This is a genomic window from Dickeya oryzae (assembly GCF_009372235.1).
In the GTDB taxonomy this organism is placed as follows: domain Bacteria; phylum Pseudomonadota; class Gammaproteobacteria; order Enterobacterales; family Enterobacteriaceae; genus Dickeya; species Dickeya oryzae.
Window position 1 is genome coordinate 856,386 of record NZ_ML762920.1, and the last position, 25,115, is coordinate 881,500.

The following is a 25,115-nucleotide window of genomic DNA, read 5'->3' on the forward strand; positions in this document are numbered from 1 at the left end:
TGGTACTGTAGCATCCCGCGGTTGTGCCTTTTTATGCACCTGTCTACGCTTTTCGTCTGCGCATTTCAGTCCATACTCGATGCATCATCTCAATATTGATGAGAAAACGCTGACGAGAAAGAGGTACCCCTATGGCCAGCGGCTGGTCTAATGATGGAGCGGTTCAGGATCAAATTGACGCCACAGTAGATGACGCCATCGCCCATGCCCGTAGTCTGCTACATCAGGGTGACAGCGCGCACTATTGTGAAGAATGTGGTGATACTATCCCACAGGCTCGCCGTCAGGCACTGCCAGGTGTTCGCCTCTGCGTGCAGTGTCAGGAAAAGAGAGATAAAAAACACGCCCTTAACAGCGGTTATAACCGGCGGGGCAGTAAAGACAGCCAGCTACGCTAAATAATACAGGCATGACGCCAACACGACATCTGCCTGACGAACATCACGCCCCGCCAAAAACCTTACCACCTTATTCCCAATGATTCCCCATTCACCGCACAACCAGCACCGATGTCTGGGCATGGCGAACGATTGCCGCGGCATTTGACCCCAGCAGGTAGGTTTTCACATTCGGGCGTCGCGAACCAATCACAATCAGGTCCGCTTCAATCTCCTGAGCCAGCTCCAGCACTTCATCACGTGGGATACCAAAACTGATGCTGTGAGACAGTTTGTCCGCGGGCAGGTCGATGGTTTTCAACAGCGCATGCAGTTTTTCATCCGCTTTGATCACCGCTTCATTCTCAAACTCTTTGATGCCAAAAGAGTAAGCCGACATAAACGCCGAGGCGTCAGGCAACGCATAGAATAAGTGAACGGTCGCGCCAGATTGCCTGGCCAGTTCCACCGCGTGCGACAATGCCTTTTGCGTCAACGTTTCTTCATCAATATCCACGGGCACTAAAATGGTCTTGTACATCATCACGTCCTTAAGTCAGCCATCGCTATACTCAAAGCGTAGCCCCGTTTGCCGCGGTGCGACATCGTTTTTCAGGTATTTGTGAAGCGAGGCCAGGTTTAGTGCCGATAGGGACCATCTGATACAACCACAAGCGAATACAACGGGTTATCTGCAACCTTGCCTGCCTGCGGTAACGGGAGTAGTCTTGCCCGAGTTCAGCCCCTGACCCACAGACTGCAAGCATGACAACTCTTGATGCGCTGTTCTTACGGCTATCACGCTCTCGTTTCCGCCAGCGTTTTCATCTAGGCGCTAAAGAGCGCGACTACTGCTTTAGCAAAGGCAAAGAGCAAATTGCGGTTCATGCCGCTGATTTTATCGCCCGGAGACTGGCACCGGCGGAACCGGCCAACGACGGTAAGCAGACCCCGATGCGCGGTCATCCGGTGTTTATTGCCCAGCACGCCACCGCGACCTGCTGCCGGGGCTGTCTGGAGAAATGGCATCAGATAAGCCCACACCGCCCGCTCACTGATGACGAACAGCGCTACATTGTTGATGTCATTCTACGCTGGCTTGAAAACGATCTACTGCACCACGCGCCTTAACGTTGTGCCTGCCACGCCTGCAAAATCACCGCGGTGTCTTTCACCAGCAAGGTATTACCGGGGATGATGAAGTCGCGCCAGACATCGTTATGCTGGTCGATAAGTTGTGCAGCACTCACTGCCCGTCTATCCGCCGTGGTGTGGGCATCACCGGCCACCGTTTGCGCATAACCACGGCTGGCGGCATTCTTGATGGTGGCATCAACACAATAGTCCGTCGCACAGCCACATAGCGTAAAGTGCCTCACCTGAAGACGCTCCAGAATCTGCGCCAGGTCGGTACGGTAAAACGCATCACAGGCAGTTTTAGTCACCGATATGGCATTGGCAGGTCGATGTAGTGAAGGCAGCACCTGCCATGCTTCGCTGCCGGGTAGCATGTCGGCGTCCGTATGTTGGATAAAAATGGTCTGATCCGCAGCGTCAATCAACTGATTGATATGCTCAGTCACACTCTCCTGCTGATAGCGCGGCGTAGCGAACACCCCATTTTGCATATCGATGACGATTAACACCTGCATGTCTGCCTCCGAAAGCCATAGCGCAAAACGCTATCATACTGTGCTCTCGTGCAGGCAGACATCATTCATGACGGGAAACATCGTATGAAAAGAAACGGAGTGTGGGGAACTGGAATAGCAAACGGGGACAACAGCAGAAACGAAAACGGGCCAGCACATGCTGACCCGTTAAAATTTTGGCGGAGGAGTAGAGATTCGAACTCTAGAACGCTTTCGCGTCGCCGGTTTTCAAGACCGGTGCCTTCAACCACTCGGCCACTCCTCCGCAACGACGCGAACTATAAACAGTGTGTCGGATATTGTAAAGTGACATAGCGCTCAATCGCCTGAAAAACAGGCAACAACTGATTGAAAGTATATAAAATCGCCATCAGACTCAAACTTTTACCGTCAAGTAGGTTCAAGTCAGTAAAGAAGGGTAAAACGGCTTTAATAACATAATCCAACTACTTACTCTCTCTACAGACACAATGGCCCCCTTAAACAGAGAGAGTCGTTATTATGGATCGTATCATTGCCTCCTCTACGCGTGAGCAGTCGCTGCTCAGTACCCACAAGGTACTGCGTAATACCTATTTCCTGCTGTCGCTGACGCTGGGTTTTTCTGCTGTCACCGCCACGCTTAGCACAATACTGAATCTGCCGTCACCGGGATTTCTGCTGACGATTATCGGCTTTTACGGCCTGATGTTCCTGACCTATCGTCTTGCTGACCGCCCGGCGGGGATCCTCGCTACATTCGCGTTGACCGGCTTTATGGGGTATACCCTCGGCCCACTACTGAATGCGATGATTGCCGCAGGTGCGGGCGACATTATTATGCTGGCGTTGGGCGGGACCGCACTGGTGTTCTTCTGTTGCTCCGCCTACGTGCTGACCACCCGTAAGGACATGTCTCTCCTGTCCGGTATGTTGATGGCCGGTTTCGTTGTCTTGCTGGTGGCCACCATCGCTAACCTGTTCCTGCATCTGCCGGGATTACATCTGGCGATCAGTGCGATGTTTATCCTGTTCTCCGCGGGCGCGATTTTGTGGGAGACCAGTAACATTATCCACGGTGGCGAAACGAACTACATTCGTGCGACCGTCAGTCTGTATGTTTCCATCTACAACCTGTTTGTCAGCCTTCTGAGCCTGTTGGGCATGTCTCGCAGCGAGTAACCCCGGCCAACATCAGTCAGCCAGACAAGGCACCTTCGGGTGCCTTGTGCTTTTTCAGGCACCCGACGTGACCCCACACCTGCGCTATCTTCTGCCTCTGTCGCAAAGTTTGCTAGACTAGGCCCGTTTTCACGTGATACCGAGGCAATATGTTAGAGTTTGAAGGCAAGGTCATCGAAACCGATGCCCAGGGATATCTAAAAGATAGCGGCGAGTGGCAGGAGGGCATGGCTCCCCTATTAGCGGAGCAGGAAGGCATCACGCTCACCGAGGCACACTGGGAAGTGGTCCGTTTTGTCCGGGCGTTTTACCTCGAATTTAATACATCGCCCGCCATCCGTATGCTGGTCAAAGCCATGGCCCAGAAATACGGTGAGGAAAAAGGCAACAGCCGTTATCTTTATCGTCTGTTTCCCAAAGGCCCAGCTAAGCAGGCGACCAAAATCGCCGGGCTGCCAAAGCCGGTGAAATGCATCTGAGCATACAGACCGAACAGACAAACTCAAGGGTCAATAACGGATGGAGAAACCCCGTTCATCGGGTGCTGCATGGGGCTCAGTCAGCACCTTATCCACCCGAGCATGACGCGGCCCCCCTTGCTTTAACCAGGCCACCAATTGCGCGACGTCACGCTCCTCACCACTGGCGACGATTTCCACACTGCCGTCATCACAATTTCGGACATAACCACACACACCCAACTGTCGGGCCTGGAGTTGGGTGTGGTAGCGAAAACCAACGCCCTGTACCATCCCGTAAACCCACACAATCACAGACATTGTCGACATTTTTTCCTCCTTATCCATCACACCGGCGTTGTGTAAAAATACATCAGCGTTAACGCCTTTTTACCTGCATTCAGCCTATTATTAATACAGCAGGAAGGCTGACTGGCTTGTTACCTGGATGAATATCACCACCACGCCTGATGACTTGAAAATCACACGCCGTCCCCCCATTTAGGGTTCGTAATACGTTTCTCGGGAGGTCATATGATTAACTGTAAATTCACCATCGGACAGCAGATTCGTCATAAACTGCTGGGGTACCCAGGCGTCGTCATTGATATTGATCCTGAGTATTCCCTTGAACAACCCAAGTGGGAAGAACTTTCAGTCAATGACACCTTGCGAACAGCCCCGTGGTATCACGTGGTGATGGAGGACGAGCATGGCCGCCCTATTCATACCTATCTGGCGGAAGAACAACTGATCAACGAAGGGCCCAACCCTTCCGATCACCCGTCACTGGATGAACTGGCTGCCACCATCCGACGCCGCGCACCGCGTCTGCTGCACTGACATCACCCTCATCAAGCATGAAGGTGATGTGATATGTGCAGCACACGCCTGCCGTCGGTAGTTATCTGGAATGGAACCTGAGGCGGGAGGCTTATTTCCCCAACCCCAGGCGGGGAATTTCAATTTTAGGGCAACGATCCATCACGACTGATAAACCGGCGTCATGCGCCAGCACTGCCGCCGCTTCATTGATGACGCCAATCTGCAGCCACAACACCCGCGCCCCAATCGCAATCGCCTCCTGAGCGATTTCAAACGCCGCATTCGACTGGCGAAAGACATCCACCATATCTACCGGCTCTGGAATCTCCGCCAGCGACGCATAGACGTTTTGCCCCAGTAGTGTTTCCCCCGCCAGGCCCGGATTAACCGGAATAACCCGATAGCCTTGCTCAAGCAGATAGGCCATGACCCCATAACTGGGTCGAGAGGGATTATCGCTGGCGCCAACCAGCGCGATAGTCTTCACCTCGGTGAGTAGCTTTTTTATGTCGTTATCTTGCATGGTTGCCTCCGTGACGATTAACCCGACAAACGCCCGCGCTCGCATGAAGGAGATCAGGCACTGTCTGGTATCAGTGTAACGCAGAATATCCATGGTGATGTGTGTGTCCGCTCAATCCGCCCGCTGGCACACCGTGCACTGCCTCCCTTTTCCTGCCACTTATTGATAACCAAATATTTCAATTTTAAAATTTTGACACATTCTGCCTGTTACTGAACAATACAATGATGAGATCCACGACGAGGTTTGTATGAAAACCCTTTCCGCTATCGCCGCCACCGCCATGCTGTGGTTGCTCACCTTCAGTTCTTTGGCGATGGCAACGACGCTCAAGCTACGGCCTGACATCGAGTTGGTAATGGTGGATGGAAAGAAAGTCCCAGGTTCGCTGCTCAATGGTGCCGACAGCCTCGAGCTGGAAAAAAGCTATCATCAAATTGTCTTTCAGGTACTGAAATCCGTAGGATCTTCAGTTGGCACCAAACAGACTTACCGCTCTCCCGGCCTTATCGCCGTATTTAACGCCCGCAATCTGAGTGAAGTCGCTATCCGGCTTCCTGACCTGGACGATGCGGCAGCGCGTCAAAATTTTAGCCAGTCCCCCACCTATCAGTTGGTAGACAGCAAAAATCTGCCTATCCCTATTCGTACCGACGTGCTACCAGTTGGTGCCACCGAGTTATCGGGTGAAATAGAAAAACGCATGGCTGACTATAATCGTTCAGGCCAAGCGGCGGCGGCGATAACGTTCGCCCCACTACCGTCGGCAAAGGCTTCTACCACGCCCAACGCGGCAGCCAACCCGCTCGATCCACTCAGCATCATGCAATACTGGTTTCAACAGGCGGATAAAAATACGCGCCAGCGTTTTCTGGAATGGGCAAAAGACAGGGAAACCCAGTAAGCATGCTGATTTTACAGGCAAAATGGCTGTTTTTGGAAAGATGCTCGCATTTTTTCAGTCTGCCACTTTCCACTGAAACCGCGTTTCCGTAATCTGTGAAAACTATACTGCTCGAAATCATACTGTTCGAAGGATGTCGCCATGGAGTACACCACCCGCACAATCGAGGTGCATAAGCACATTGCACTGGTTGCGCACGATCACTGTAAAGAATCGCTGCTGGAATGGGTTACCGCTAACAAAACCCAACTGGCGGAACACCATTTGTATGCTACCGGCACAACAGGCAACCTGATCCAACTGCATACCGGCTTGCCGGTCAGAAGCATGCTGAGTGGGCCGATGGGCGGTGATCAGCAGGTAGGCGCGCTAATCTCCGAGGGCAAAATCGACATGCTGATTTTCTTCTGGGATCCGCTCAATGCCGTGCCGCATGACCCGGACGTGAAGGCGCTGCTGCGTCTGGCAACAGTATGGAATATCCCGGTGGCGACCAATCGCTCCACGGCCGATTTTCTGATTAATTCCGCGCTGTTCCGCCAGCAGGTCTCCGTCACCATTCCGGATTATCAGCGTTATCTTCAAGGACGCCTGAGATAAGCCTGTATTTTCGCTATCACTGGCCGGTGATGACCGGCCGGTTTTTCCTGCAATAGTCACAGATAAAATCAGGCTTAACCTGGTTTACGCGGCATAGGCACACCTAACTGGTGCAAATCGTCCACAAAGACGGACGGCTCATCACGGCTGTACAACAACCACACCTGATGTTTCGCGCGGGTCAGCGCCACATACAGCAACCGCCGCTCTTCTGCATCCGGGTACGGTTCCGGGCGAGGCAGTAATACAGCCTCCAGTACCGATTCACGCACGGGCGCAGGAAACCCATCACGCCCTTCGTGCAACCCCAATACAATCACGTAATCCGCCTGTTGCCCTTTACTGGCATGAATGGTCATGAAATCAAGGTGTAAATTCGGCCAACGGGTCTGCGCCTTATCCAACACCTCTGGGCGTAAATGGTGATAGCGCGCCAGTATCAGAATACGTGCCTCTGGCGTCACATAACCGCTCATCTTGTCCAGCAACGCGTCCAGTTGCTCCTGCTCCAGCAGCACGACTGATTTTTTATCACCGTCCCGCAGGCTGTTGAGCGTTTTTTTCAACTGTGCCGGGTTTTGTTGAATAAACCGATTAGCAATATCGCCAATGCGGTGGTTAAAGCGATAGGTGGTATCCAGAATGCATTGCGCCCCTTCGCCAAAATGCTGCTCAAACGCCGTCGTCAGCGTCAGCTCAGCACCGCTAAAGCGGTAAATCGCCTGCCAGTCATCGCCCACCGCAAACAGGCTGCTCTGCGGAGACTGGCGGCGCAGTGCCTCCAGCAAGCGGGCGCGCTGGGGGGAAATATCCTGAAATTCATCCACCAGTATATGGTGCCACGGGCTGACAAAACGGCCTTTATCCAGATAGTTGACAGCCTGATGAATCAAACCGGAGAAATCTACAGCGCCTTCGTCTTTCAGAGCTTTTTTCCAGGCTTTCAATAAAGGGGCCATTAACCGCAGCCGTTGCTGGAATAGCGGGCGCGTTTCATCATCGGCTAAGGCTAACATTTCACTCTGTGTGCCGCCTTGCATCCGCATCAACCCCAGCCAGCGCTCCAGCCGCCCTGCCAGCCTCGATGCAAGCGCGCTATCCTGCCAAAAGTTTCCTTCCGGCAACGTCCACTCCAGCTCTTCCGTCAGCCACTGCCGCCATCCTTTTGCCTGGGTCTTTTTTTCATCACACTGCTGTTGCCAATGTCGGCTCAAAAACTCCCGCCGGTACACCCCGTCGGTTTCCAGTCGACTGATTACCGGTACTTTGCGGCTGCACTGTTGAATAATGTGTAATGCCAGCGCATGAAAGGTCATCGCCCGCACATCGTCGGTATCCAGCCGTTCACGGATACGGCTATTCATTTCCTCTGCCGCCTGTCGGCCAAACGCCAGCAACAGAATCTGTTGTGGCGACGCCTCCCCCCGATGCAATAACCAGGCAGCACGCGCCACCAATACCGACGTTTTGCCACTACCCGCACCAGCCAGCACCAACACGGCATTTTCACCATTGACCACTGCCTGACACTGGCTGGGGTTTAATGGTGAACTTTCCACCGTATCGAAAAACGCGCGCTGCGCAACCAGCGTTGTTTGCGTCCAGCGCTGGTTAGCCTGTTGACGCTTCGCTTCACCTTGCTCCAGCCAGCACAAGCACTGCTGGTAGTTATCCCGACACGCATCAAATTCATTCAAGCGTGCCAACGGCAACGGCAATGCAGCAAACCCGGCACGAATCTCTTGCTGGACGCGCATCAACGCCTGACGGCTAAACCACCCATCCCGGTGTTCCTGTTCTGAAATCTCGTCAACCAGTCGTTGCAACACCGCACTGGAGACGTCGCTCATTTCCTGGCTCCAGTTTTGCCAGGCTTTAAATAGATGACGAAAAAACTGTTGGGTTTCTTGCCACTCGGTGCCGTGCAGACGCACAACTTTACTTTCCGGCAACTCGAACTCCAGCTCTCCCCAAATCAGCCCTTTCTTACAGCGAATCGCCAGCAATTGATTGAATGGGATCAAATATTCATGCCGGTCGCCGCTGACATTGACACCGGCATTCAGTAATTGCACACGGTTGTAAGGATGCTGTGCCAGATGCTTACCTAACGCGGTCGATTTCAGTTCCATGATCCCAGTGCCATTTTCAGAAGACGTGTTCAACGTTATCGTTTACAAATTGTAGTGTAACCGCTATCCGACTCCGCACTCTAGCAACAAAAACGCGTTAGAATAACCCGACGAATAATGTGATAATTCTCTTCTCATCAGAGAGTTTGACCGAGGGTATTCCTATCATGCGAGCCGTACTCAATATCCTGAATTTCGTGCTGGGTGGTTTTTTCACCACACTCGCCTGGTTGCTGGCTACCGTCGTCAGCATAGTACTGGTGTTTACCCTGCCGCTTACTCGCTCATGCTGGGAAATCACCAAATTGTCGCTACTGCCATACGGCAATGAAGCCATTCACATTGACGAACTACGGCCGGAACAAAAAAATTCACTGCTGAATGCCAGCGGTACGCTGCTTAATGTATTCTGGCTGGTCGTTTTCGGCTGGTGGCTATGCCTGTCACATATTGCCAGTGGTATTGCACAATGTGTGACGATCATCGGCATACCGGTTGGCATCGCCAATTTCAAAATTGCTGCCATTGCGCTTTGGCCGGTGGGACGCCGCGTTGTCTCGGTCGAAGAAGCGCAAGCGGTAAGGGAAGCCAACGCCCGTCGGCGTTACCAGTAATCAGGATGGATGATCATCGTGCAACAGAACGTCACAACCAGTCTGCGGCGGGTTATCTATAACAGTAGTTGGCTGTATAACCTGCGGATTCTGATAGCACTCAGTGGTGTGGCGATAGTGCCCTGGTGGCTTGGGGTCTCGACCAGCACCATCCCGCTAACACTGGGCGTGGTGGCCGCGGCGTTGACTGACCTTGATGACCGTTTATCCGGCCGTCTGTTCAATCTGATCATTACACTCGCCTGTTTTCTGGTCGCCTCCGTATCGATAGAACTGCTCTATCCACATCCCTGGTTATTCGCCATTGGACTGGCTGGCTCAACCTGGAGCTTTATCCTGCTAGGGTCGTTAGGGCAGCGCTATGCCACTATTGCCTTTGGCGCACTGCTGATCGCCATCTACACCATGCTGGGTATATCACTGTACAGCGACTGGTATCAGCAGCCGTTTTTACTGTTGCTGGGGGCACTGTGGTATAACCTGCTGACACTGCTCGGTCATCTGCTGTTTCCCATTCGCCCGTTGCAGGACAACCTGGCCCAATGCTACCAGCAGTTGGCTCACTATCTGGAAATCAAATCCAATCTGTTTGACCCCGACCTTGATGACAGTGACCAACCGCTGATTGATGTTGCCATGGCTAATGGCCAGTTGGTTGATACGCTCAATCGGGCCAAAGCGTCGTTACTCACCCGGCTGCGTGGCGATCGCGGTCAACGCGGCACCCGACGCACACTGCATTACTATTTTGTCGCGCAAGACATTCATGAGCGGGCCAGTTCAGTGCACATCCAGTATGAGCAACTGCGGCATATGCTGCGCTACAGCGATGTGCCTTTCCGGTTTCAGCGCCTGCTGTTTATGTTATCCCGTGCCTGCCAGCAAGTATCACAGTCCATTTTATTGCAGCAGAAATACCAGCACGATCATCGAATCGAGCGGGCCTTTTCTCACCTCCACGCCGCTATCGACAGGCTGGCTGCTCAAGGGGTAGAAACGTTATACATCAAAGCGCTACGCTATCTCCTCAATAACCTGCAAGCGATTGACGCCCAGCTCATCAATATTCAGTCAGAACAAACGCTTGAACGCCACAATCATCGCCTGTCGGTCGAAAGTCGGTTATCGGATGATAAAATTACCGGCTGGAGCGATATCCGTTTGCGCATCAGTCGCCATCTCACGACACAATCGTCACTGTTTCGTCATGCGGTGCGCATGTCGCTGGTGCTGTGTGTCGGCTATGGGATTATTCAGTTTACCGGTTTGCACCACGGTTATTGGATCCTGCTGACCAGTCTGTTTGTTTGCCAGCCTAACTATAATGCCACTCGCCGGCGTCTGGCATTGCGTATCCTCGGGACGCTGGGCGGGGTGCTGATTGGGGTGCCACTGCTGTACATCGTGCCGTCACTGGAAGGACAACTGGCGCTGATTGTTATCAGTGGGGTGCTATTCTTCGCGTTTCGCACGGTGCAATACGCTCAGGCCACGCTATTTATCACCTTGCTGGTGTTGATGTGTTTCAATCTACTGGGGGAAGGCTTGGAAGTCGCAATCCCCAGAGTCGTCGACACGTTGCTGGGTTGTGGTATTGCCTGGGCAGCGGTCAGTTTTATCTGGCCAGACTGGCGATTCCGCGGCCTGCCTGCGGTGATCAATAAAGCGATGGGCATGAATTGCCGCTATCTCGATGCCATTATGGTGCAATACCATCAGGGCAAAGATAACGGACTGTCTTACCGAATCGCCCGGCGTGACGCCCACAATAGTGATGCGGAACTGGCCTCGGTGGTGTCCAATATGTCGGCTGAGCCGCATGCCCGGCCGGGTTCACTGGAAAACGCCTTCCGGCTGATGTGCCTCAACCATACATTGCTGGGATATATCTCCACGCTGGGAGCGCACCGGGAACATATTCAGTCGACTGAAACATTGCAATTGCTGAACGACGCGGTTTGTTACGTCGATGATGCACTTCATCAGGACAGTCGTGAGCAGAAGGACAATCGTGACCAGACGGCGTTGGATAAAGAACTGGAAGCACTGAAACACCGCATTCAGAGTCTGTCGCCGGAGCAGGACAGTCAGGAACAGCTGGTATTACAACAGATTAACCTGATAATCGGCCTGCTACCGGAACTGACGCAACTGAAAAACCAGATGATTGCTGAAGAAAATCGACCGCAGGAACCGATGCATCGGAATCGACAACAGACCTCTGCCCACTAATTCAGTCTGGGTGGTCTCAACGTACGAGGGCTGGCCTTCTCGAACCATTCAAGCAATTCGCTGCGTATGCCTTGCGGCAGCGCAGCCTGATGCACACCACAAATCGCACCGGCCAATGCCAGCAGTACATTCACACTCAGATTCTGACTGATGGTGCGCAGTTTAAGGTAGCTGGTTTTTGCGCCAAGTCGGTGTAGCTCATCGATATTCCTAATGCCGACCTTCCAGAGTAACCGCTCCAGATCATGATTGATATTGGGCAGGTCTTTTAGCCTGATACAACGCTTTCTGGCTGCTTTATCCTGGCGCGCGCCCTGCAACGATAATCGCGCCAGCTCCAGCAGCGCCGACTCATCCTGCCAGAGCGCCTCCGCAACCAAATAATAATTGAGCGGTACCGGCAAACCACGTTTGGTATAGATGAGTTTTGGCGCCTGCTCTTCGAGAAAAAACGCTTCGTTATGACGAGCCGCCCGCAAATAAAGTTCTCCGCCGGATACCAACGCGAAAATCACCCCATCCGCTGCAATGCTGTAGCCGCCAAACTGTGAGCGAGAGAAAATAGTTCCCAATGAGGAAAACACGGTTTTCGCCTGTAAAATCCTTTTTTCACATAGCTTTTTCATTACTTATTCCTTGTATTGAATGTTTTTCCCTGTTTACCAAAGACATCCGTAACGGGAGCAATTAATTAAACACAGCAAAACCCGGTCTTCAAATACAAAACATGTCATAGCGGCAATAACATGACGATTATGCGAAGTGCTTTCAGAAATTCCGGTTGATCTTTGCCCACACAAAAGATACTGTACACCCATACAGTATAACTGTGAGGTAAAGAAACTATGCGTACTCAAACCATCCGTTCTCGTCATGTCTGCAATACGTCACGCCTGGGTCATAACGCGATGCCTCAAACCGCTTCCAGCGGCTTCATCAGCGAAATCGTCTATGGTGACGACCATCCCATGCTGACGCCATTACTGCTGCCGTTGTTGCAGCAATTGGGTACGCAATCACGCTGGCTACTTTGGCTTTCCCCACAGCAAAAACTTAGCCGCCTGTGGCTACAACAGACAGGATTACCACTGGAAAAGATGATCGAGCTTCATCGCCTCAATCCGGTATCAACTGTTGATGCGATGGAGAAGGCGTTAATGACGGGTAATTACAGCGCCGTACTATGCTGGCTGCCAGACGAACTGAATAATGAACAAAAAATGCGGCTGCAAAGAGCGGCACAGCACGGAAATACCTATGGATTTATCATGCGTCCAGAGGGAGAAACAATCACAAGACCCTTTTCCACACTAAAAATTCACTCAAGATTGTATCATTGAATGAATATTAGGATTTTTCTTACAGAGGTGTCGCCGGTTATCCATAGTCCGCGGAAACACAGCGCCGAACGTGTTATTGCGAAGTACTAATATTAAAAGACATCAAGGTAATCTGACAAAATCGTCCATTATTTGTTAGTAATTATGTATGAACGACTGATTTTTTCATGGTGTCTGTCACATCATACTTGTAACTTTCTCACCACGTTGTAGACTTTAGCTCGCTGGAGTTGCCCTTCCATAATGTCAGTTCACTGGCAGCACGTAATTAGACCAAGGGCAATATCTCCGAGAAAGGATTTTAACCAAAGGCTAATTAGCTTACAGAGTTGATTGCCGATTTGGATGATAATGAGGCGTAAAATGAAAAAAACAGCTATCGCGATTGCAGTGGCACTGGCTGGCTTTGCTACCGTAGCACAAGCCGCACCAAACGATAACACCTGGTACGCAGGTGGTAAACTGGGCTGGTCCCAGTACCACGATACCGGCCTGACCGGTAATGGCTACAACGCAACCAACGCTGCACAGAATCAACTGGGTGCTGGCGTATTCGGTGGCTATCAGGCTAACCAGTATCTGGGTTTTGAAATGGGTTATGACTGGCTGGGTCGTATGAAATATAACGGCGGCAATCATGGCAGTTTCAAAGCTCAGGGTATTCAACTGGCTGCTAAACTGAGCTATCCGATCATTGACGATCTGGATATCTATACCCGTCTGGGTGGTTTTGTATGGCGTGCTGACAGCCGTGATAACACAGGTCCGAGCAATAATGACACTGGCGTTTCTCCGCTGGCTGCTGTGGGTGTTGAATACGCCATCACCAAAAACTGGGCAACCCGTCTGGATTACCAGTGGGTGAACAACATCGGTGACGCTGCTACCGTTGGTGGTCGTCCTGACAATGGTCTGCTGAGCGTGGGTGTTTCTTACCGTTTCGGTCAGGAAACTGCTGCTCCGGCTCCGGTTATTGCTCCGGCACCGGCTCCGACCCCGGCTCCGGCTCCGGTTGTTCAGACCAAACGCTTCACCCTGAAGTCTGACGTTCTGTTCAACTTCAACAAAGCGACTCTGAAACCGGAAGGTCAGCGTTCTCTGGACCAGCTGTACACTCAGCTGAGCACTCTGGATCCGAAAGACGGTTCCGTAGTGGTTCTGGGCTTCACCGACCGTCTGGGTTCCGACCAGTACAACCAGACTCTGTCTGCTAAGCGCGCACAGACTGTTGTTGATTACCTGGTTCACAAAGGCATCCCGTCTAACAAGATCTCCGCTCGTGGTATGGGTAAAGCCAACCCGGTTACCGGTTCTACCTGTGCTAACGTGAAAGCACGTGCAGCACTGATCGATTGCCTGGCTCCGGATCGTCGCGTAGAGATCGAAGTTAAAGGCATCAAAGACGTAGTGACTCAGCCTCAGGCTTAATTGCCACTGAGCATGCGTTAGCGGAAAAAGCGGTAGCCCTATAGATGATTCTATAGATTAACGTTACCGCTGTTCCCTGCCAAAAAAACAGCCTCTGCTTACGCGGGGCTGTTTTTTTATTGGTGCCATTCAGTATTTTCATTCCCGCTTATGAGCCCCATATGATTTGGAGTAGACCTATTTTCATAAGTGCACGTGTTTTCATGGCTCTACCCAGAATAATTCGAGTTGCATGACAACACGCACGCGTGTTGAACAACGCCATGCGTTGGCCCTTTAGGGCAAGGCTCGTTAGAGCCTTGCTGGCTCTTGCCATCTGAGGGTGAAAAACGTAGGTGGATTGTCCAGACTAGTCTCATAACTCATATCACTGTGATGATAAATATCATGGGAAAAAATAGCAGGTCATGCACAATTAAAATAAAAATGGAAATAGCAGCAGTAATATATTTACATTCCTCATCAGCTCACGGAAAAATTGCATTCACTGCAAGCTAAGCCATCAGCCGATTTTCATTAGCGTTCTTTTCAGCGCTGAGAGAAATATAAACAAGAGCTGACATAACCTCGGTAATGCAGACTAAAAACAACGCTAACCTTACGATAAATAATATGGTTCACAAGCACGATGGTGGCGATCTGACTTGCTACCAGATCGCCCATGGCTATGCGGCTAGTGCACATCAAGCCATCTCCGGCTTCAGGCACTGGCGCTATTGAGTTGTTCAATCTCATGAGGCGTGAGCGCCAGTCGGGTGGCGCTTGCCAGTTCCGCAACCTGCTCTACCGAAGTCGCACTCACTATCGGTGACGTCACACCGGGACGCGCTATCAACCACGCCAGCGCAACCTGAGCAGGTGTGGTGTGATGAGCCTCGGCAATCTGATTCAATGCGTTCAAAATCGCCAGACCGCGCGGATTGAGATAATGTTCAATCACGCCCTGGCCACGGGCACTTTTTACCGCATCGGCTTTCGTGCGGTATTTGCCTGACAAAAAGCCGCTCGCCAGCGAGTAATAACCAATCACCCCTAACCCATTCGCCTTTACTACCGGTTCAAGCGTGGACTCATAATGCTGACGATCATACAGGTTGTATTCCGGTTGCAGCGTTTCATAACGCGCCAAATGGTTATCTCTGCTCACTTGTAGCGCTTGTGCCAGACGCTCACCGTCATAGTTGGAAGCACCGATAGCACGCACCTTGCCTTCGCGAATCAACGCATCAAAAGCCGACAAAGTTTCCTCCAGCGGGGTGTGCTTATCATCCTCATGCGACTGATAGAGGTCGATGTAGTCTGTTTGCAGGCGTCGCAGTGAATCTTCCACCGCCCGGCGGATATAAGCCGCCGATAATCCGTGCCGATCACCGCCCATATTCTTGCCGACTTTAGTAGCAATAATGACACGATCGCGGTTTCCACGCAGTTTCAGCCAGTTACCGATTATGCTTTCCGATTCACCGCCTTTATTACCGGAAGCCCAGACGGAATACACATCGGCGGTATCAATAAAGTAGAGTCCCTGATCGAGCAAGGCATCCAGTACCCGAAATGAGGTTGGCTCATCAATAGTCCAGCCAAATACGTTGCCGCCAAAGGTCAGTAGCGGCACCCGAATTCCCGATTGTCCCAACTCACGTAACGCATCAGACGCAGGCATTGTCATCTCCTTGTGCTTACATTTTCCCTACAACCAACATGCTGGCAGGGAACTTTCATCACAGCATTTTTCGGTCTGGCATGATGAAATATTGAGATATCTCCCAGACAGAAGCGAATGCTATGAGACCCACGCTTTAGTTTAGGTTATTTTCCGCGATATAATTCCGGTTTTGCGTCTTACGTCGCATTTTAGGCGCAATCGTTACATAAAATGACGACCAAAAATCGGCCCCTATCATAATTTGGAGCAAACATGTCCAACATTCTGCAATTTATCCTGGCCCTGATCGTTGTCGCCGGCCTGTCACTGCTGGTGTGCCGCGATCGCAAAAGCATTCGCGTCAGGTATATTGTTCAACTTTTAGTCATTGAAATTCTACTCGCCTACTTTTTCCTCTACTCCAGTGCAGGGCTGGGTTTCGTGACAGGGTTTGCGAGCTTGTTTGACAAACTGCTCGGCTTCGCCGGTGAAGGTACCACCTTCGTCTTTGGCAATATCGGTAACAACAGCTTTGTGTTCTTCCTCAAAGTGCTGTGCCCGATCGTGTTTATCTCTGCACTGATCGGTATTTTGCAGCACATCAGAGTACTGCCGTTCATTATCCGATTGATCGGTACCGTTCTGTCCAAAGTTAATGGCATGGGCAAACTGGAGTCATTCAACGCGGTCAGCTCACTGATTCTTGGTCAGTCTGAAAACTTCATCGCTTACAAAGACATTCTGGGGCAGATGTCTGAAAAACGTATGTACACCATGGCAGCAACCGCCATGTCGACAGTATCCATGTCCATCGTCGGTGCCTACATGTCGATGTTGGACGCAAAATACGTGGTCGCGGCACTGGTGCTCAACATGTTCAGCACCTTTATCGTGTTGTCGCTCATCAACCCCTACGACACCAGTGAAGAAAAAGAACTGCACCTGAGCAATCTGCATGAAGGCCAGAGCTTTTTTGAAATGCTGGGTGAATACATTCTGGCCGGTTTCAAGGTGGCGGTTATCGTCGCCGCGATGCTGATTGGTTTCATCGCGCTGATCGCTGGTATCAACGCACTGTTCAGCGCAGTATTTGGCCTGAGCTTCCAGGAAATTCTGGGTTATGTGTTCTACCCGTTAGCCTGGGTGATGGGTATTCCGAAAGCCGAAGCGCTGCAGGTAGGCAGCATCATGGCCACCAAACTGGTATCCAACGAATTCGTCGCCATGATGGAATTGCAGAAAATAGCCGGTCAATTGTCACCACGCAGCGTAGGTATTCTGTCTGTCTTCCTGGTGTCGTTTGCCAACTTCTCATCGATTGGTATCGTTGCAGGGGCTATCAAAGGCCTGAACGAAGCACAAGGCAACACGGTTTCCCGCTTCGGTCTGAAACTGGTTTATGGTTCTACTCTGGTCAGCCTGCTGTCTGCCGCTATCGCCGGACTGGTGCTGTAACGCGTTTGTCCTGATAGTGACACCGTGCTGACATACTCAGCACCATTCCCCGGCGTTGAATGACGCCGGGGATTCTTTTTCTACAAACCCTGACATATGTTCCATATTTCCTCCATTTTTGTCCTCCGTTAGCTGTTTACACTAGTATTATTATATTCAGTGTTTCATGGGCTTATCTTAGCCTGTGCTGATTGGAGGTTCCGTCCATAACTATGAACGCCGCTCGCTTATTTCGTTTCTTGATACTGCTTGTTGTCATTGCCGCGGCGTTTTTCGCCTGGCGTTATTTCCGCCCCTCACAATCAGATTCTGCCAACGAGGCAACAACCGCACAGCACGCATCACCTCAGGGACAAGGACAAAATCGTAGCGGCAGTGGACGACGCGGCTCTACCGCGCCACCGCCGGTGCAGGCCGCACTCTCCTCATCCTCTTCGGTGCCCTATTACCTCTCTGGTCTGGGGACGGTTACCGCCGCCAATACCGTCACGGTCCACAGTCGCGTCAGCGGCCAGTTGATGGCTATCCACTTTCAGGAAGGGCAGCAAGTTAAGGAAGGCGAGTTACTGGCAGAGATAGACCCGCGCCCGTTTCAGGTCGCACTGATACAAGCACAGGGGCAGTTGGCCAAAGATCAGGCATTGCTGGTCAATGCTCGCCAGGATTTAGTCCGTTACCAGCAGTTATCCAAAACCAATTTGGTGTCCGGCCAGCAACTGGATACGCAGGAATCGCTGGTGCGCCAATATGAAGCGACGGTGAAATCCGATCAGGGCGCTGTCGCCAGCGCACAATTGCAATTGGATTACAGCCGTATCACCGCACCGTTCAGCGGCCGCGTCGGCTTGCGTCAGATTGATATCGGTAACTACGTGACCAGTACTGACAACCTGTTGGTATTAACGCAAACCCATCCGATCGATGTGATATTCACCGTGCCGGAAAGCGATATCGCCACCGTACTGAAAGCACAGAAATCCGGCCAACCAGTCCCCGTTGAAGCCTGGGATCGAGGCAGTCAGCGCATTCTCTCTCAGGGGCGGCTGCTGAGTATGGATAACCAGATAGACGCCACCACCGGCACTATCAAACTGAAAGCCCGCTTCGATAACACCGATGATGCGCTGTTCCCCAATCAGTTCGTCAACATCAAGATGAAAGTCGATACCCTGCAAAATGTGGTGATCGCCCCTTCAGCCGCAATTCAAATGGGTAACGAAGGGCACTTCATTTGGGTATTGAACGATAAAGATCAGGTTAGCAAGCACATCATCACCACGGGGATTCAATACGGCCAGCAAACGGTGGTTTCCAACGGGCTGAATGCAGGCGAACGAGTGGTGACCGACGGGATCGACCGCCTGACCGAAGGCGCTCGCGTTGAAGTGCTGGCACCTGCAGCCGCAGACAGCAAATCTACCGCCGGTGCCGAGAAGCCCCAGCATGAAAAATCTCAGCATAACGCGGAGAAATCCTGATGCAGGAAACGACGCCGTTACAGGATGCCACGCTAAATACAGGTGGTGGGCCGTCGCGCCTGTTTATTCTCCGGCCGATAGCCACCACCCTGTTGATGATCGCGATTCTGCTGGCTGGGATTGTAGGCTATCGAGCGTTGCCGGTTTCCGCGCTACCGGAAGTGGATTACCCGACGATTCAGGTCGTGACGCTTTACCCTGGTGCCAGCCCGGATGTGATGACCTCAGCCGTCACCGCACCGCTGGAGCATCAGTTCGGCAGCATGTCCGGCCTCAAACAGATGTCGAGCCAAAGCTCCGGCGGCTCATCAGTGATCACATTGCAGTTCCAGTTGTCGTTATCGCTGGATGTGGCAGAACAGGATGTTCAGGCGGCGATTAACGCCGCCACCAACCTGCTGCCCACCGATCTGCCTTTCCCCCCCACCTACAGCAAGGTGAACCCGGCAGACCCGCCGATCATGACACTGGCGGTAACGTCCACTGCCCTGCCGCTGACGCAGGTGCAGGACATGATTGAAACGCGCATCGCGCAGAAAATCTCACAGGTGGAAGGCGTCGGGCTGGTAACCCTGGCCGGTGGTCAGCGGCCATCGGTGCGCATTAAGCTCAATCCAGGGGCGCTAGCCTCCTATGGTCTGAGCAGCGAAAGCGTGCGTACGGCTATTACCGCCGCCAACGTCAACACCCCGAAAGGCAGTTTTGACGGCCCGGCGCGTTCGGTCACGCTCTCCGCTAATGATCAGATGCGTTCACTCGATGACTATCGCCAGTTGATCATCTCCTGGAAAAATAATGCACCGGTACGGTTGCAGGATGTCGCCACGGTGGAACAGGCAGCGGAAAATACCCGTCTGGCCGCCTGGGCTAATCAACATCAGGCTATTGTGCTTAATATTCAGCGCCAGCCCGGCGCGAACGTGATAGCCACCGCTGACCATATCCGCAGTCTGCTGCCGTCGCTGAAAGCCAGCCTGCCAAAATCGGTGGATGTCGCCCTGCTGACTGACCGCACGACCACTATCCGTGCCTCGGTCGAGGATGTGCAGTTCGAACTGATTCTGGCTATCGCGCTGGTGGTGATGGTGATTTACCTGTTCCTGCGCAACGCCGTCGCGACGCTGATTCCCAGCATCGCCGTACCGTTATCGCTGGTGGGTACGTTTGCCGCCATGTATTTTCTCGGTTTCTCTGTCAACAACCTGACGCTGATGGCACTCACCATCGCCACCGGTTTCGTGGTTGACGATGCCATCGTTGTTATCGAGAACATCGCCCGTTATATCGAGCAAGGCGAAAAACCGCTACAGGCCGCGTTGAAAGGCGCGGGGGAAATCGGCTTTACCATCATCTCGCTGACCTTCTCGCTGATTGCTGTTTTGATCCCTTTGCTGTTCATGGGGGATATCATCGGCCGCCTGTTCCGTGAGTTTGCAGTGACACTGGCGGTGTCGATCCTTATCTCTGCCGTGGTGTCGTTGACGCTCACGCCAATGATGTGCGCCCGTTTGTTAAGCCACCACTCATTGAGCCAACAAAACCGCTTTACCCGTGCCAGCGAGCGCTTTTTTGACACCGTGATCGCCTGGTATGGCCGTGGATTAACACGTGTTTTGAGTCATCCGTGGATTACCCTTGGCGTCGCACTGAGTACGCTGGTGCTCACGGTCTTGCTGTATATCGTCATCCCCAAAGGTTTTTTCCCGATACAGGATAACGGCATTATTCAAGGTACGGTGCAGGCGTCACAGACTATCTCCTTCTCCGGTATGGTGGACAAGCAGCAGCAGGCCACCACACTTATCATGCAGGATCCGGCGGTGGAAAGCGTGACCTCGTTTATCGGCGTGGATGGCACTAATGCCTCGCTTAACAGCGGCAGGTTACAGATCAACCTCAAACCGCTGGATGAACGCAGTGACCGTATCCAGGCGGTGATAGCACGGCTCCAGCAACGTACATCGGCACTGCCGGGCGTCCAGCTCTATCTGCAGCCGGTACAGGACCTGACCATCGATACACAGGTCAGCCGTACCCAATATCAGTTCACCTTGCAAACCATGTCGCTGGATGAACTCAGCACCTGGGTGCCCAAACTGGTCGCCGAGCTACAGAAGCTGCCGCAATTGCAGGATGTGAGCAGTGACTGGCAAGACGGCGGTGCTGTTGCCTACGTGAAGGTTAACCGGGATAGCGCCAGCCGCCTTGGCATCACCATGTCCCAGGTGGATAGCGCCCTGTACAACGCATTTGGCCAGCGCCTGATCTCCACTATCTATACGCAATCCAACCAGTATCGCGTGGTGCTCGAACAGCATCAGGACCACAACAACGGGCTGGGGTCGTTGGATGATATTCGGCTTATTAACACCAGCGGCGGCGTGGTACCGCTCAGCAGTATTGCGACCGTGGAAGAGCGCAAGGGGCCGTTATCCATCAACCACATCGATCAGTTCCCGTCGACGACCATTTCCTTTAACGTCGCGCCGGGCTACGCGTTGGGTGATGCGGTAAAAGTCATTCAGCAAACGCAGCAAAACATGCAGTTACCCAGCGATATCATCACCCGCTTCCAGGGCAGTACGTTGGCATTCCAGTCAGCGCTAACCAGCACTATCTGGCTAGTAGTGGCAGCGGTGGTGGCGATGTATATCGTATTGGGTGTGCTGTATGAAAGTTTTATCCACCCGGTCACTATCCTGTCTACGCTACCGACCGCGGGTGTTGGCGCGTTACTGGCACTCATGGCCGCAGGCAGCGATCTGAACATCATCGCCATCATCGGTATCATTTTGCTGATCGGCATCGTGAAGAAGAACGCCATCATGATGATCGACTTTGCGCTGGCTGCCGAACGTGAACAAGGGATGACGCCCTATCAGGCGATTTATCAGGCCTGTCTGCTGCGTTTTCGCCCCATTCTGATGACCACCATGGCAGCGCTACTCAGCGCCATTCCGCTGATGTTCAGTACCGGCGTCGGTGCGGAACTACGCCGACCGCTGGGGATTTGTATGGTGGGGGGTCTGGTGATGAGCCAGGTGCTGACGCTGTTTACGACACCCGTTATCTACCTGCTGTTTGATCGTCTGGCACATCGCCTGCGCCGCCGCCAGCCGCAGGAAGGGGAAGCACAGTGAAGTTCTTCGCGCTGTTTATCCATCGGCCGGTCGCCACCACATTGCTGGCGCTGGCGATAGCGCTGTGCGGGCTGCTCGGCTATCAGTTGCTGCCGGTGTCGCCGTTGCCACAGGTGGACTACCCGGTGATTTCGGTCACCGCTACCATGCCCGGCGCATCACCGGAAACCATGGCGTCGTCGGTGGCGACGCCGTTAGAGCGCTCGCTGGGCCGTATTGCCGGTGTCAATGAGATGACCTCGATGAGTTCGCTGGGTAACACCCGCATCATCCTGCAGTTTGCGTTGGATAGAGATATTAACGGCGCGGCCCGTGACGTACAGGCGGCGATCAACGCCGCCCAGAGCCTGCTGCCGAGTAATATGCCAAGCCGCCCCTATTACCGGAAGGTCAACCCGTCTGACGCGCCGATCATGATCATCACGCTGACGTCGGACACCTACGGTCCGGGCCAACTGTACGACTACGCCTCGACCCAGGTGGCCCAGCGCGTGTCACAAATTGATGGGGTTGGCGATGTCACCATCGGTGGTAGCTCGTTACCGGCAGTCCGGGTAGAACTCAATCCACAAGCGCTGTTCAATCAGGGCGTGTCGCTGGATACCGTTCGCCAGTCTATCGCCCAGGCCAACGTGCGCCAGCCACTTGGTAGTGTGGACAGTGGCAACACTCACTACCAGATTCAAACCAATGACGAACTGAAAACCGCCAACGTTTACCGATCGCTCATCATCCACTACAACAATGGCGCGCCAGTGCGTCTGAGCGATGTGGCGACGGTAAAAGACTCGGTGCAGAACGTCCTCAACGCCGGGATGACCAACGCCAAACCGGCGGTATTGGTGTTAATTCGCCGCGCGCCGGATGCCAACATCATCTCCACCGTGGATGCAATTCGCGCTGCCATGCCTGAATTGCAAGCCATGTTGCCCGCCTCAATCCACCTGAATATCGCACAAGACCGCTCGCCCACCATTCGTGCCTCACTGCGTGACGTGGAGCGCTCGCTGACTATCGCGGTTTCGCTGGTGATTCTGGTGGTGTTCCTGTTCCTGCGCTCTGGTCGCGCCACGCTTATCCCGGCCATCGCGGTACCGGTGTCGTTGATTGGCACGTTCTCCGCCATGTACCTGTGCGGCTTTAGCCTGAATAACTTGTCGCTAATGGCCCTGACCGTGGCTACCGGTTTTGTGGTGGATGACGCCATCGTGGTGCTGGAAAACATTTCCCGCCATGTCGAGGCCGGGATGAAGCCGTTACAGGCCGCGCTGCAAGGGGTACGGGAAGTTGGCTTTACCGTCGTCTCGATGAGCTTATCGCTGATCGCGGTATTTATACCGCTGCTGTTCATGGATGGCCTGCCTGGGCGTTTGTTCCGCGAGTTCTCGGTGTCGCTGTCGGTGGCGATACTGATTTCATTGCTGGTCTCCATCACCTTAACGCCGATGATGTGCGCCCGATTGCTGCGCCCCCACACCGCGCGCAGCCAGCCGCGTACGCGTGGTTTCAACCGCCTGCTGCTCGGCTTACAGCAAGGTTATGGTCGCAGTTTACGCTGGGTGCTGAACCACTCACGTTGGGTCATGATGGTGTTGCTGGGGACGATTGGTCTGAGCGTCTGGCTTTATATCACCATCCCCAAAACCTTCTTCCCGGAGCAGGATACCGGGCGGCTGATGGGGTTCATTCAGGCCGACCAGAGCATCTCCTTCCAGGCGATGAAACGCAAATTACAGGATTTCATGACCATCGTACGCGCCGACCCGGCGGTGGATAACGTCACCGGTTTTACTGGCGGGATGCGGACCAACAGCGGCTCGATGTTCATCAGCCTGAAACCGCTCGCCCAGCGTGACGTCAACGCGCAACAGGTCATCACCCGGCTACGCGCCAAACTGGCGAAAGAGCCCGGTGCCAACCTGTATCTGATGGCGGTGCAGGACGTGCGTATCGGTGGACGTGAAGCGAATGCAGGCTATCAGTTCTCGCTGTTATCGGACGACCTCTCGGTACTGAGAAGCTGGGAGCCAAAAATTCGCGATGCGCTGAGCAAGTTGCCACAACTGGCGGATGTCAGTTCTGACCAGCAGGACAAAGGGGCAGAACTGAGGCTGGTCTATGATCGTGATGCCATGGCAAGGCTGGGTATCAACATTTCCAGCGCCAACACACTGCTGAACGACGCCTTTGGGCAGCGCCAGATCTCCACCATTTACCAGCCGATGAACCAGTATAAAGTCGTCATGGAGGTTGACCCGGCCTATACCCAGGACCCTGCCTCGCTGGAGAAAATGTTCATCATCAACAATGACGGCAAGCCGATACCGTTGTCGTTCTTTGCTCACTGGCAACCGGCTAACGCACCGCTGGCGGTTAACCATCAGGGGTTATCGGCGGCGGCGACCATCTCGTTCAACCTGCCGGAAGGGGCCAGCTTGTCAGAGGCAACCACCGCGATTGAACGCACCATGACCTCACTGGGTGTACCACCCACTATTCGAGGTCAGTTCGCCGGTACCGCACTGGCGTTCCAGCAGTCGCAGCATTCGCAGGTTGTGCTGATTATTGCGGCGATCGTGACGGTCTACATCGTATTGGGGATGCTGTATGAGAATGTCGTCCACCCGCTGACCATTCTCTCTACCCTGCCCTCCGCCGGGGTCGGTGCGTTACTGGCGCTGGAATTGTTCAATAAGCCGTTCAGTCTGATTGCACTTATTGGCATTCTTTTGTTGATAGGCATCGTGAAGAAAAACGCCATCATGATGGTGGACTTTGCGCTGGTCGCGCAACGAGAAGGGAAACTCTCGGCACGCGAAGCGATTTTCCGCGCCTGCATGTTGCGTTTTCGCCCGATCATGATGACCACCATGGCGGCGTTGTTCGGCGCATTACCGTTGGTGCTCAGTAGCGGTGACGGCTCAGAGCTGCGTCAGCCGCTGGGTATCACTATCGTTGGTGGGCTGGTGATGAGCCAGTTACTGACACTGTACACCACGCCGGTGGTGTACTTGTTCTTTGACAGACTGCGCTGGCGACGTCGTGAACGCACTGACGCCGCTACGCATACTGAACCGTCGGCATGATGCCGCGTCAGTCGCCATTGCCGTATCTGTAATCGTCGCCGGGGTTCGCCCCGGCGCCTGCAAGG

General features: G+C 53.2%; 22 protein-coding genes and 1 tRNA gene. 15 read left to right on the forward strand and 8 right to left on the reverse strand.

Translation table 11 applies throughout. The annotated features are described in order from the left end of the window. The first annotated feature begins 131 nt into the window (after nucleotides 1-131). Nucleotides 132-398 carry a DksA/TraR family C4-type zinc finger protein gene (locus FAZ14_RS03745; protein WP_016943345.1) on the forward strand — a complete coding sequence of 89 codons (267 nt, stop codon included), beginning with the start codon at nucleotides 132-134 and terminating at the stop codon, nucleotides 396-398. Between the two features lie 91 nt (nucleotides 399-489). Here FAZ14_RS03745 and FAZ14_RS03750 read toward each other — a convergent pair whose 3' ends face one another. Continuing rightward, nucleotides 490-918 carry a universal stress protein gene (locus FAZ14_RS03750; protein WP_012885626.1) on the reverse strand — a complete coding sequence of 143 codons (429 nt, stop codon included), beginning with the start codon at nucleotides 916-918 and terminating at the stop codon, nucleotides 490-492. Between the two features lie 224 nt (nucleotides 919-1,142). Here FAZ14_RS03750 and FAZ14_RS03755 point away from each other — a divergent pair, with 224 nt between their 5' ends. Further along, nucleotides 1,143-1,508 (forward strand): DUF4186 domain-containing protein, encoded by a 366-nt coding sequence (locus FAZ14_RS03755; protein ID WP_016943344.1) that lies wholly within the window; start codon nucleotides 1,143-1,145, stop codon nucleotides 1,506-1,508. On the opposite strand, the gene FAZ14_RS03760 is transcribed toward FAZ14_RS03755, so the two are convergent. Both FAZ14_RS03760 and FAZ14_RS03765 read right to left on the reverse strand, forming a co-directional pair. Continuing rightward, nucleotides 1,505-2,029, reverse strand: a complete 525-nt coding sequence (locus tag FAZ14_RS03760) for an isochorismatase family protein (protein WP_016943343.1) — start codon at nucleotides 2,027-2,029, stop codon at nucleotides 1,505-1,507. The two genes, FAZ14_RS03755 and FAZ14_RS03760, sit on opposite strands and share 4 nt — an antisense overlap. 177 nt (nucleotides 2,030-2,206) lie before the next feature. Further along, nucleotides 2,207-2,294 (reverse strand) — tRNA-Ser (locus tag FAZ14_RS03765). Between the two features lie 236 nt (nucleotides 2,295-2,530). On the opposite strand from FAZ14_RS03765, the gene yccA reads away from it, so the two are divergent. Continuing rightward, entirely contained in the window at nucleotides 2,531-3,190 is a 660-nt protein-coding gene (yccA, locus tag FAZ14_RS03770) for an FtsH protease modulator YccA (RefSeq protein ID WP_153508045.1), read from the forward strand. A 149-nt stretch (nucleotides 3,191-3,339) separates the two neighbouring features. Beyond that, nucleotides 3,340-3,669 carry a sulfurtransferase TusE gene (gene tusE, locus FAZ14_RS03775; protein ID WP_016943341.1) on the forward strand — a complete coding sequence of 110 codons (330 nt, stop codon included), beginning with the start codon at nucleotides 3,340-3,342 and terminating at the stop codon, nucleotides 3,667-3,669. Nucleotides 3,670-3,699: 30 nt separating this feature from the next. On the opposite strand, the gene yccX is transcribed toward tusE, so the two are convergent. Then, entirely contained in the window at nucleotides 3,700-3,978 is a 279-nt protein-coding gene (gene yccX, locus FAZ14_RS03780) for an acylphosphatase (protein ID WP_153508046.1), read from the reverse strand. 204 nt (nucleotides 3,979-4,182) lie between these two features. On the opposite strand from yccX, the gene hspQ reads away from it, so the two are divergent. Next, nucleotides 4,183-4,491 carry a heat shock protein HspQ gene (hspQ, locus tag FAZ14_RS03785; protein ID WP_016943339.1) on the forward strand — a complete coding sequence of 103 codons (309 nt, stop codon included), beginning with the start codon at nucleotides 4,183-4,185 and terminating at the stop codon, nucleotides 4,489-4,491. 91 nt (nucleotides 4,492-4,582) lie between these two features. Here the strand turns inward: hspQ and FAZ14_RS03790 are convergent, their stop codons facing one another. Further along, a complete protein-coding gene (locus FAZ14_RS03790) occupies nucleotides 4,583-4,996 on the reverse strand; it encodes a CoA-binding protein (protein WP_038906428.1) in 414 nt (137 codons plus the stop codon). Between the two features lie 250 nt (nucleotides 4,997-5,246). Here FAZ14_RS03790 and FAZ14_RS03795 point away from each other — a divergent pair, with 250 nt between their 5' ends. After that, nucleotides 5,247-5,900 (forward strand): DUF2057 family protein, encoded by a 654-nt coding sequence (locus tag FAZ14_RS03795; RefSeq protein WP_153508047.1) that lies wholly within the window; start codon nucleotides 5,247-5,249, stop codon nucleotides 5,898-5,900. Between the two features lie 141 nt (nucleotides 5,901-6,041). Continuing rightward, nucleotides 6,042-6,500, forward strand: coding sequence for a methylglyoxal synthase (locus tag FAZ14_RS03800; RefSeq protein WP_012885637.1), 459 nt, complete (start codon nucleotides 6,042-6,044; stop codon nucleotides 6,498-6,500). Between the two features lie 74 nt (nucleotides 6,501-6,574). On the opposite strand, the gene helD is transcribed toward FAZ14_RS03800, so the two are convergent. Then, a complete protein-coding gene (gene helD / locus FAZ14_RS03805; protein WP_153508048.1) occupies nucleotides 6,575-8,632 on the reverse strand; it encodes a DNA helicase IV in 2,058 nt (685 codons plus the stop codon). Between the two features lie 167 nt (nucleotides 8,633-8,799). Here helD and FAZ14_RS03810 point away from each other — a divergent pair, with 167 nt between their 5' ends. Both FAZ14_RS03810 and yccS read left to right on the forward strand, forming a co-directional pair. Beyond that, the gene (locus tag FAZ14_RS03810; RefSeq protein WP_153508049.1) at nucleotides 8,800-9,246 is read left to right on the forward strand and encodes a YccF domain-containing protein; all 447 of its coding nucleotides are present in this window, start codon (nucleotides 8,800-8,802) and stop codon (nucleotides 9,244-9,246) included. A 9-nt stretch (nucleotides 9,247-9,255) separates the two neighbouring features. Further along, nucleotides 9,256-11,478 (forward strand): YccS family putative transporter, encoded by a 2,223-nt coding sequence (gene yccS / locus FAZ14_RS03815; RefSeq protein WP_016943334.1) that lies wholly within the window; start codon nucleotides 9,256-9,258, stop codon nucleotides 11,476-11,478. On the opposite strand, the gene FAZ14_RS03820 is transcribed toward yccS, so the two are convergent. Continuing rightward, a complete protein-coding gene (locus tag FAZ14_RS03820; RefSeq protein ID WP_016943333.1) occupies nucleotides 11,475-12,104 on the reverse strand; it encodes a TfoX/Sxy family DNA transformation protein in 630 nt (209 codons plus the stop codon). The two genes, yccS and FAZ14_RS03820, sit on opposite strands and share 4 nt — an antisense overlap. A gap of 219 nt (nucleotides 12,105-12,323) precedes the next feature. Here FAZ14_RS03820 and sulA point away from each other — a divergent pair, with 219 nt between their 5' ends. Together sulA and ompA are read left to right on the forward strand one after the other, a co-directional pair. Next, nucleotides 12,324-12,818 carry an SOS-induced cell division inhibitor SulA gene (gene sulA, locus FAZ14_RS03825; RefSeq protein ID WP_016943332.1) on the forward strand — a complete coding sequence of 165 codons (495 nt, stop codon included), beginning with the start codon at nucleotides 12,324-12,326 and terminating at the stop codon, nucleotides 12,816-12,818. A 363-nt stretch (nucleotides 12,819-13,181) separates the two neighbouring features. Further along, nucleotides 13,182-14,246, forward strand: coding sequence for a porin OmpA (ompA, locus tag FAZ14_RS03830; protein ID WP_016943331.1), 1,065 nt, complete (start codon nucleotides 13,182-13,184; stop codon nucleotides 14,244-14,246). 700 nt (nucleotides 14,247-14,946) lie between these two features. On the opposite strand, the gene FAZ14_RS03835 is transcribed toward ompA, so the two are convergent. After that, nucleotides 14,947-15,909, reverse strand: a complete 963-nt coding sequence (locus tag FAZ14_RS03835) for an aldo/keto reductase (RefSeq protein WP_153508050.1) — start codon at nucleotides 15,907-15,909, stop codon at nucleotides 14,947-14,949. Between the two features lie 255 nt (nucleotides 15,910-16,164). Here FAZ14_RS03835 and FAZ14_RS03840 point away from each other — a divergent pair, with 255 nt between their 5' ends. The 4 genes from FAZ14_RS03840 (at nucleotide 16,165) to mdtC (ending at nucleotide 25,050) form a co-directional block, all read left to right on the forward strand. Continuing rightward, nucleotides 16,165-17,346 (forward strand): NupC/NupG family nucleoside CNT transporter, encoded by a 1,182-nt coding sequence (locus FAZ14_RS03840; protein ID WP_153508051.1) that lies wholly within the window; start codon nucleotides 16,165-16,167, stop codon nucleotides 17,344-17,346. Between the two features lie 212 nt (nucleotides 17,347-17,558). Further along, the gene (locus FAZ14_RS03845; RefSeq protein WP_153508052.1) at nucleotides 17,559-18,824 is read left to right on the forward strand and encodes an MdtA/MuxA family multidrug efflux RND transporter periplasmic adaptor subunit; all 1,266 of its coding nucleotides are present in this window, start codon (nucleotides 17,559-17,561) and stop codon (nucleotides 18,822-18,824) included. Continuing rightward, a complete protein-coding gene (locus tag FAZ14_RS03850; protein ID WP_153508053.1) occupies nucleotides 18,824-21,964 on the forward strand; it encodes an MdtB/MuxB family multidrug efflux RND transporter permease subunit in 3,141 nt (1,046 codons plus the stop codon). Before FAZ14_RS03845 ends, FAZ14_RS03850 begins: the two co-directional genes overlap by 1 nt. After that, on the forward strand, nucleotides 21,961-25,050 hold the full coding sequence (gene mdtC, locus FAZ14_RS03855; RefSeq protein ID WP_153508054.1) for a multidrug efflux RND transporter permease subunit MdtC: 3,090 nt from the start codon (nucleotides 21,961-21,963) through the stop codon (nucleotides 25,048-25,050). The genes FAZ14_RS03850 and mdtC overlap by 4 nt, the downstream gene beginning before the upstream one ends. Nucleotides 25,051-25,115: the final 65 nt, after the last annotated feature.

Bases quoted from the DNA above. Each gene is read 5' to 3' on its own strand.
- FAZ14_RS03795 (WP_153508047.1), top strand. From the start codon at position 5,247: ATGAAAACCCTTTCCGCTATCGCCGCCACCGCCATGCTGTGGTTGCTC.
- ompA (WP_016943331.1), top strand. From the start codon at position 13,182: ATGAAAAAAACAGCTATCGCGATTGCAGTGGCACTGGCTGGCTTTGCT.
- yccS (WP_016943334.1), top strand. From the start codon at position 9,256: ATGATCATCGTGCAACAGAACGTCACAACCAGTCTGCGGCGGGTTATC.
- FAZ14_RS03810 (WP_153508049.1), top strand. From the start codon at position 8,800: ATGCGAGCCGTACTCAATATCCTGAATTTCGTGCTGGGTGGTTTTTTC.
- hspQ (WP_016943339.1), top strand. From the start codon at position 4,183: ATGATTAACTGTAAATTCACCATCGGACAGCAGATTCGTCATAAACTG.
- yccA (WP_153508045.1), top strand. From the start codon at position 2,531: ATGGATCGTATCATTGCCTCCTCTACGCGTGAGCAGTCGCTGCTCAGT.
- FAZ14_RS03800 (WP_012885637.1), top strand. From the start codon at position 6,042: ATGGAGTACACCACCCGCACAATCGAGGTGCATAAGCACATTGCACTG.
- FAZ14_RS03820 (WP_016943333.1), bottom strand. From the start codon at position 12,104: ATGAAAAAGCTATGTGAAAAAAGGATTTTACAGGCGAAAACCGTGTTT.
- FAZ14_RS03745 (WP_016943345.1), top strand. From the start codon at position 132: ATGGCCAGCGGCTGGTCTAATGATGGAGCGGTTCAGGATCAAATTGAC.
- FAZ14_RS03840 (WP_153508051.1), top strand. From the start codon at position 16,165: ATGTCCAACATTCTGCAATTTATCCTGGCCCTGATCGTTGTCGCCGGC.
- FAZ14_RS03845 (WP_153508052.1), top strand. From the start codon at position 17,559: ATGAACGCCGCTCGCTTATTTCGTTTCTTGATACTGCTTGTTGTCATT.
- FAZ14_RS03750 (WP_012885626.1), bottom strand. From the start codon at position 918: ATGTACAAGACCATTTTAGTGCCCGTGGATATTGATGAAGAAACGTTG.
- yccX (WP_153508046.1), bottom strand. From the start codon at position 3,978: ATGTCGACAATGTCTGTGATTGTGTGGGTTTACGGGATGGTACAGGGC.
- sulA (WP_016943332.1), top strand. From the start codon at position 12,324: ATGCGTACTCAAACCATCCGTTCTCGTCATGTCTGCAATACGTCACGC.
- FAZ14_RS03790 (WP_038906428.1), bottom strand. From the start codon at position 4,996: ATGCAAGATAACGACATAAAAAAGCTACTCACCGAGGTGAAGACTATC.
- tusE (WP_016943341.1), top strand. From the start codon at position 3,340: ATGTTAGAGTTTGAAGGCAAGGTCATCGAAACCGATGCCCAGGGATAT.
- FAZ14_RS03760 (WP_016943343.1), bottom strand. From the start codon at position 2,029: ATGCAGGTGTTAATCGTCATCGATATGCAAAATGGGGTGTTCGCTACG.
- FAZ14_RS03755 (WP_016943344.1), top strand. From the start codon at position 1,143: ATGACAACTCTTGATGCGCTGTTCTTACGGCTATCACGCTCTCGTTTC.
- FAZ14_RS03850 (WP_153508053.1), top strand. From the start codon at position 18,824: ATGCAGGAAACGACGCCGTTACAGGATGCCACGCTAAATACAGGTGGT.
- FAZ14_RS03835 (WP_153508050.1), bottom strand. From the start codon at position 15,909: ATGCCTGCGTCTGATGCGTTACGTGAGTTGGGACAATCGGGAATTCGG.
- helD (WP_153508048.1), bottom strand. From the start codon at position 8,632: ATGGAACTGAAATCGACCGCGTTAGGTAAGCATCTGGCACAGCATCCT.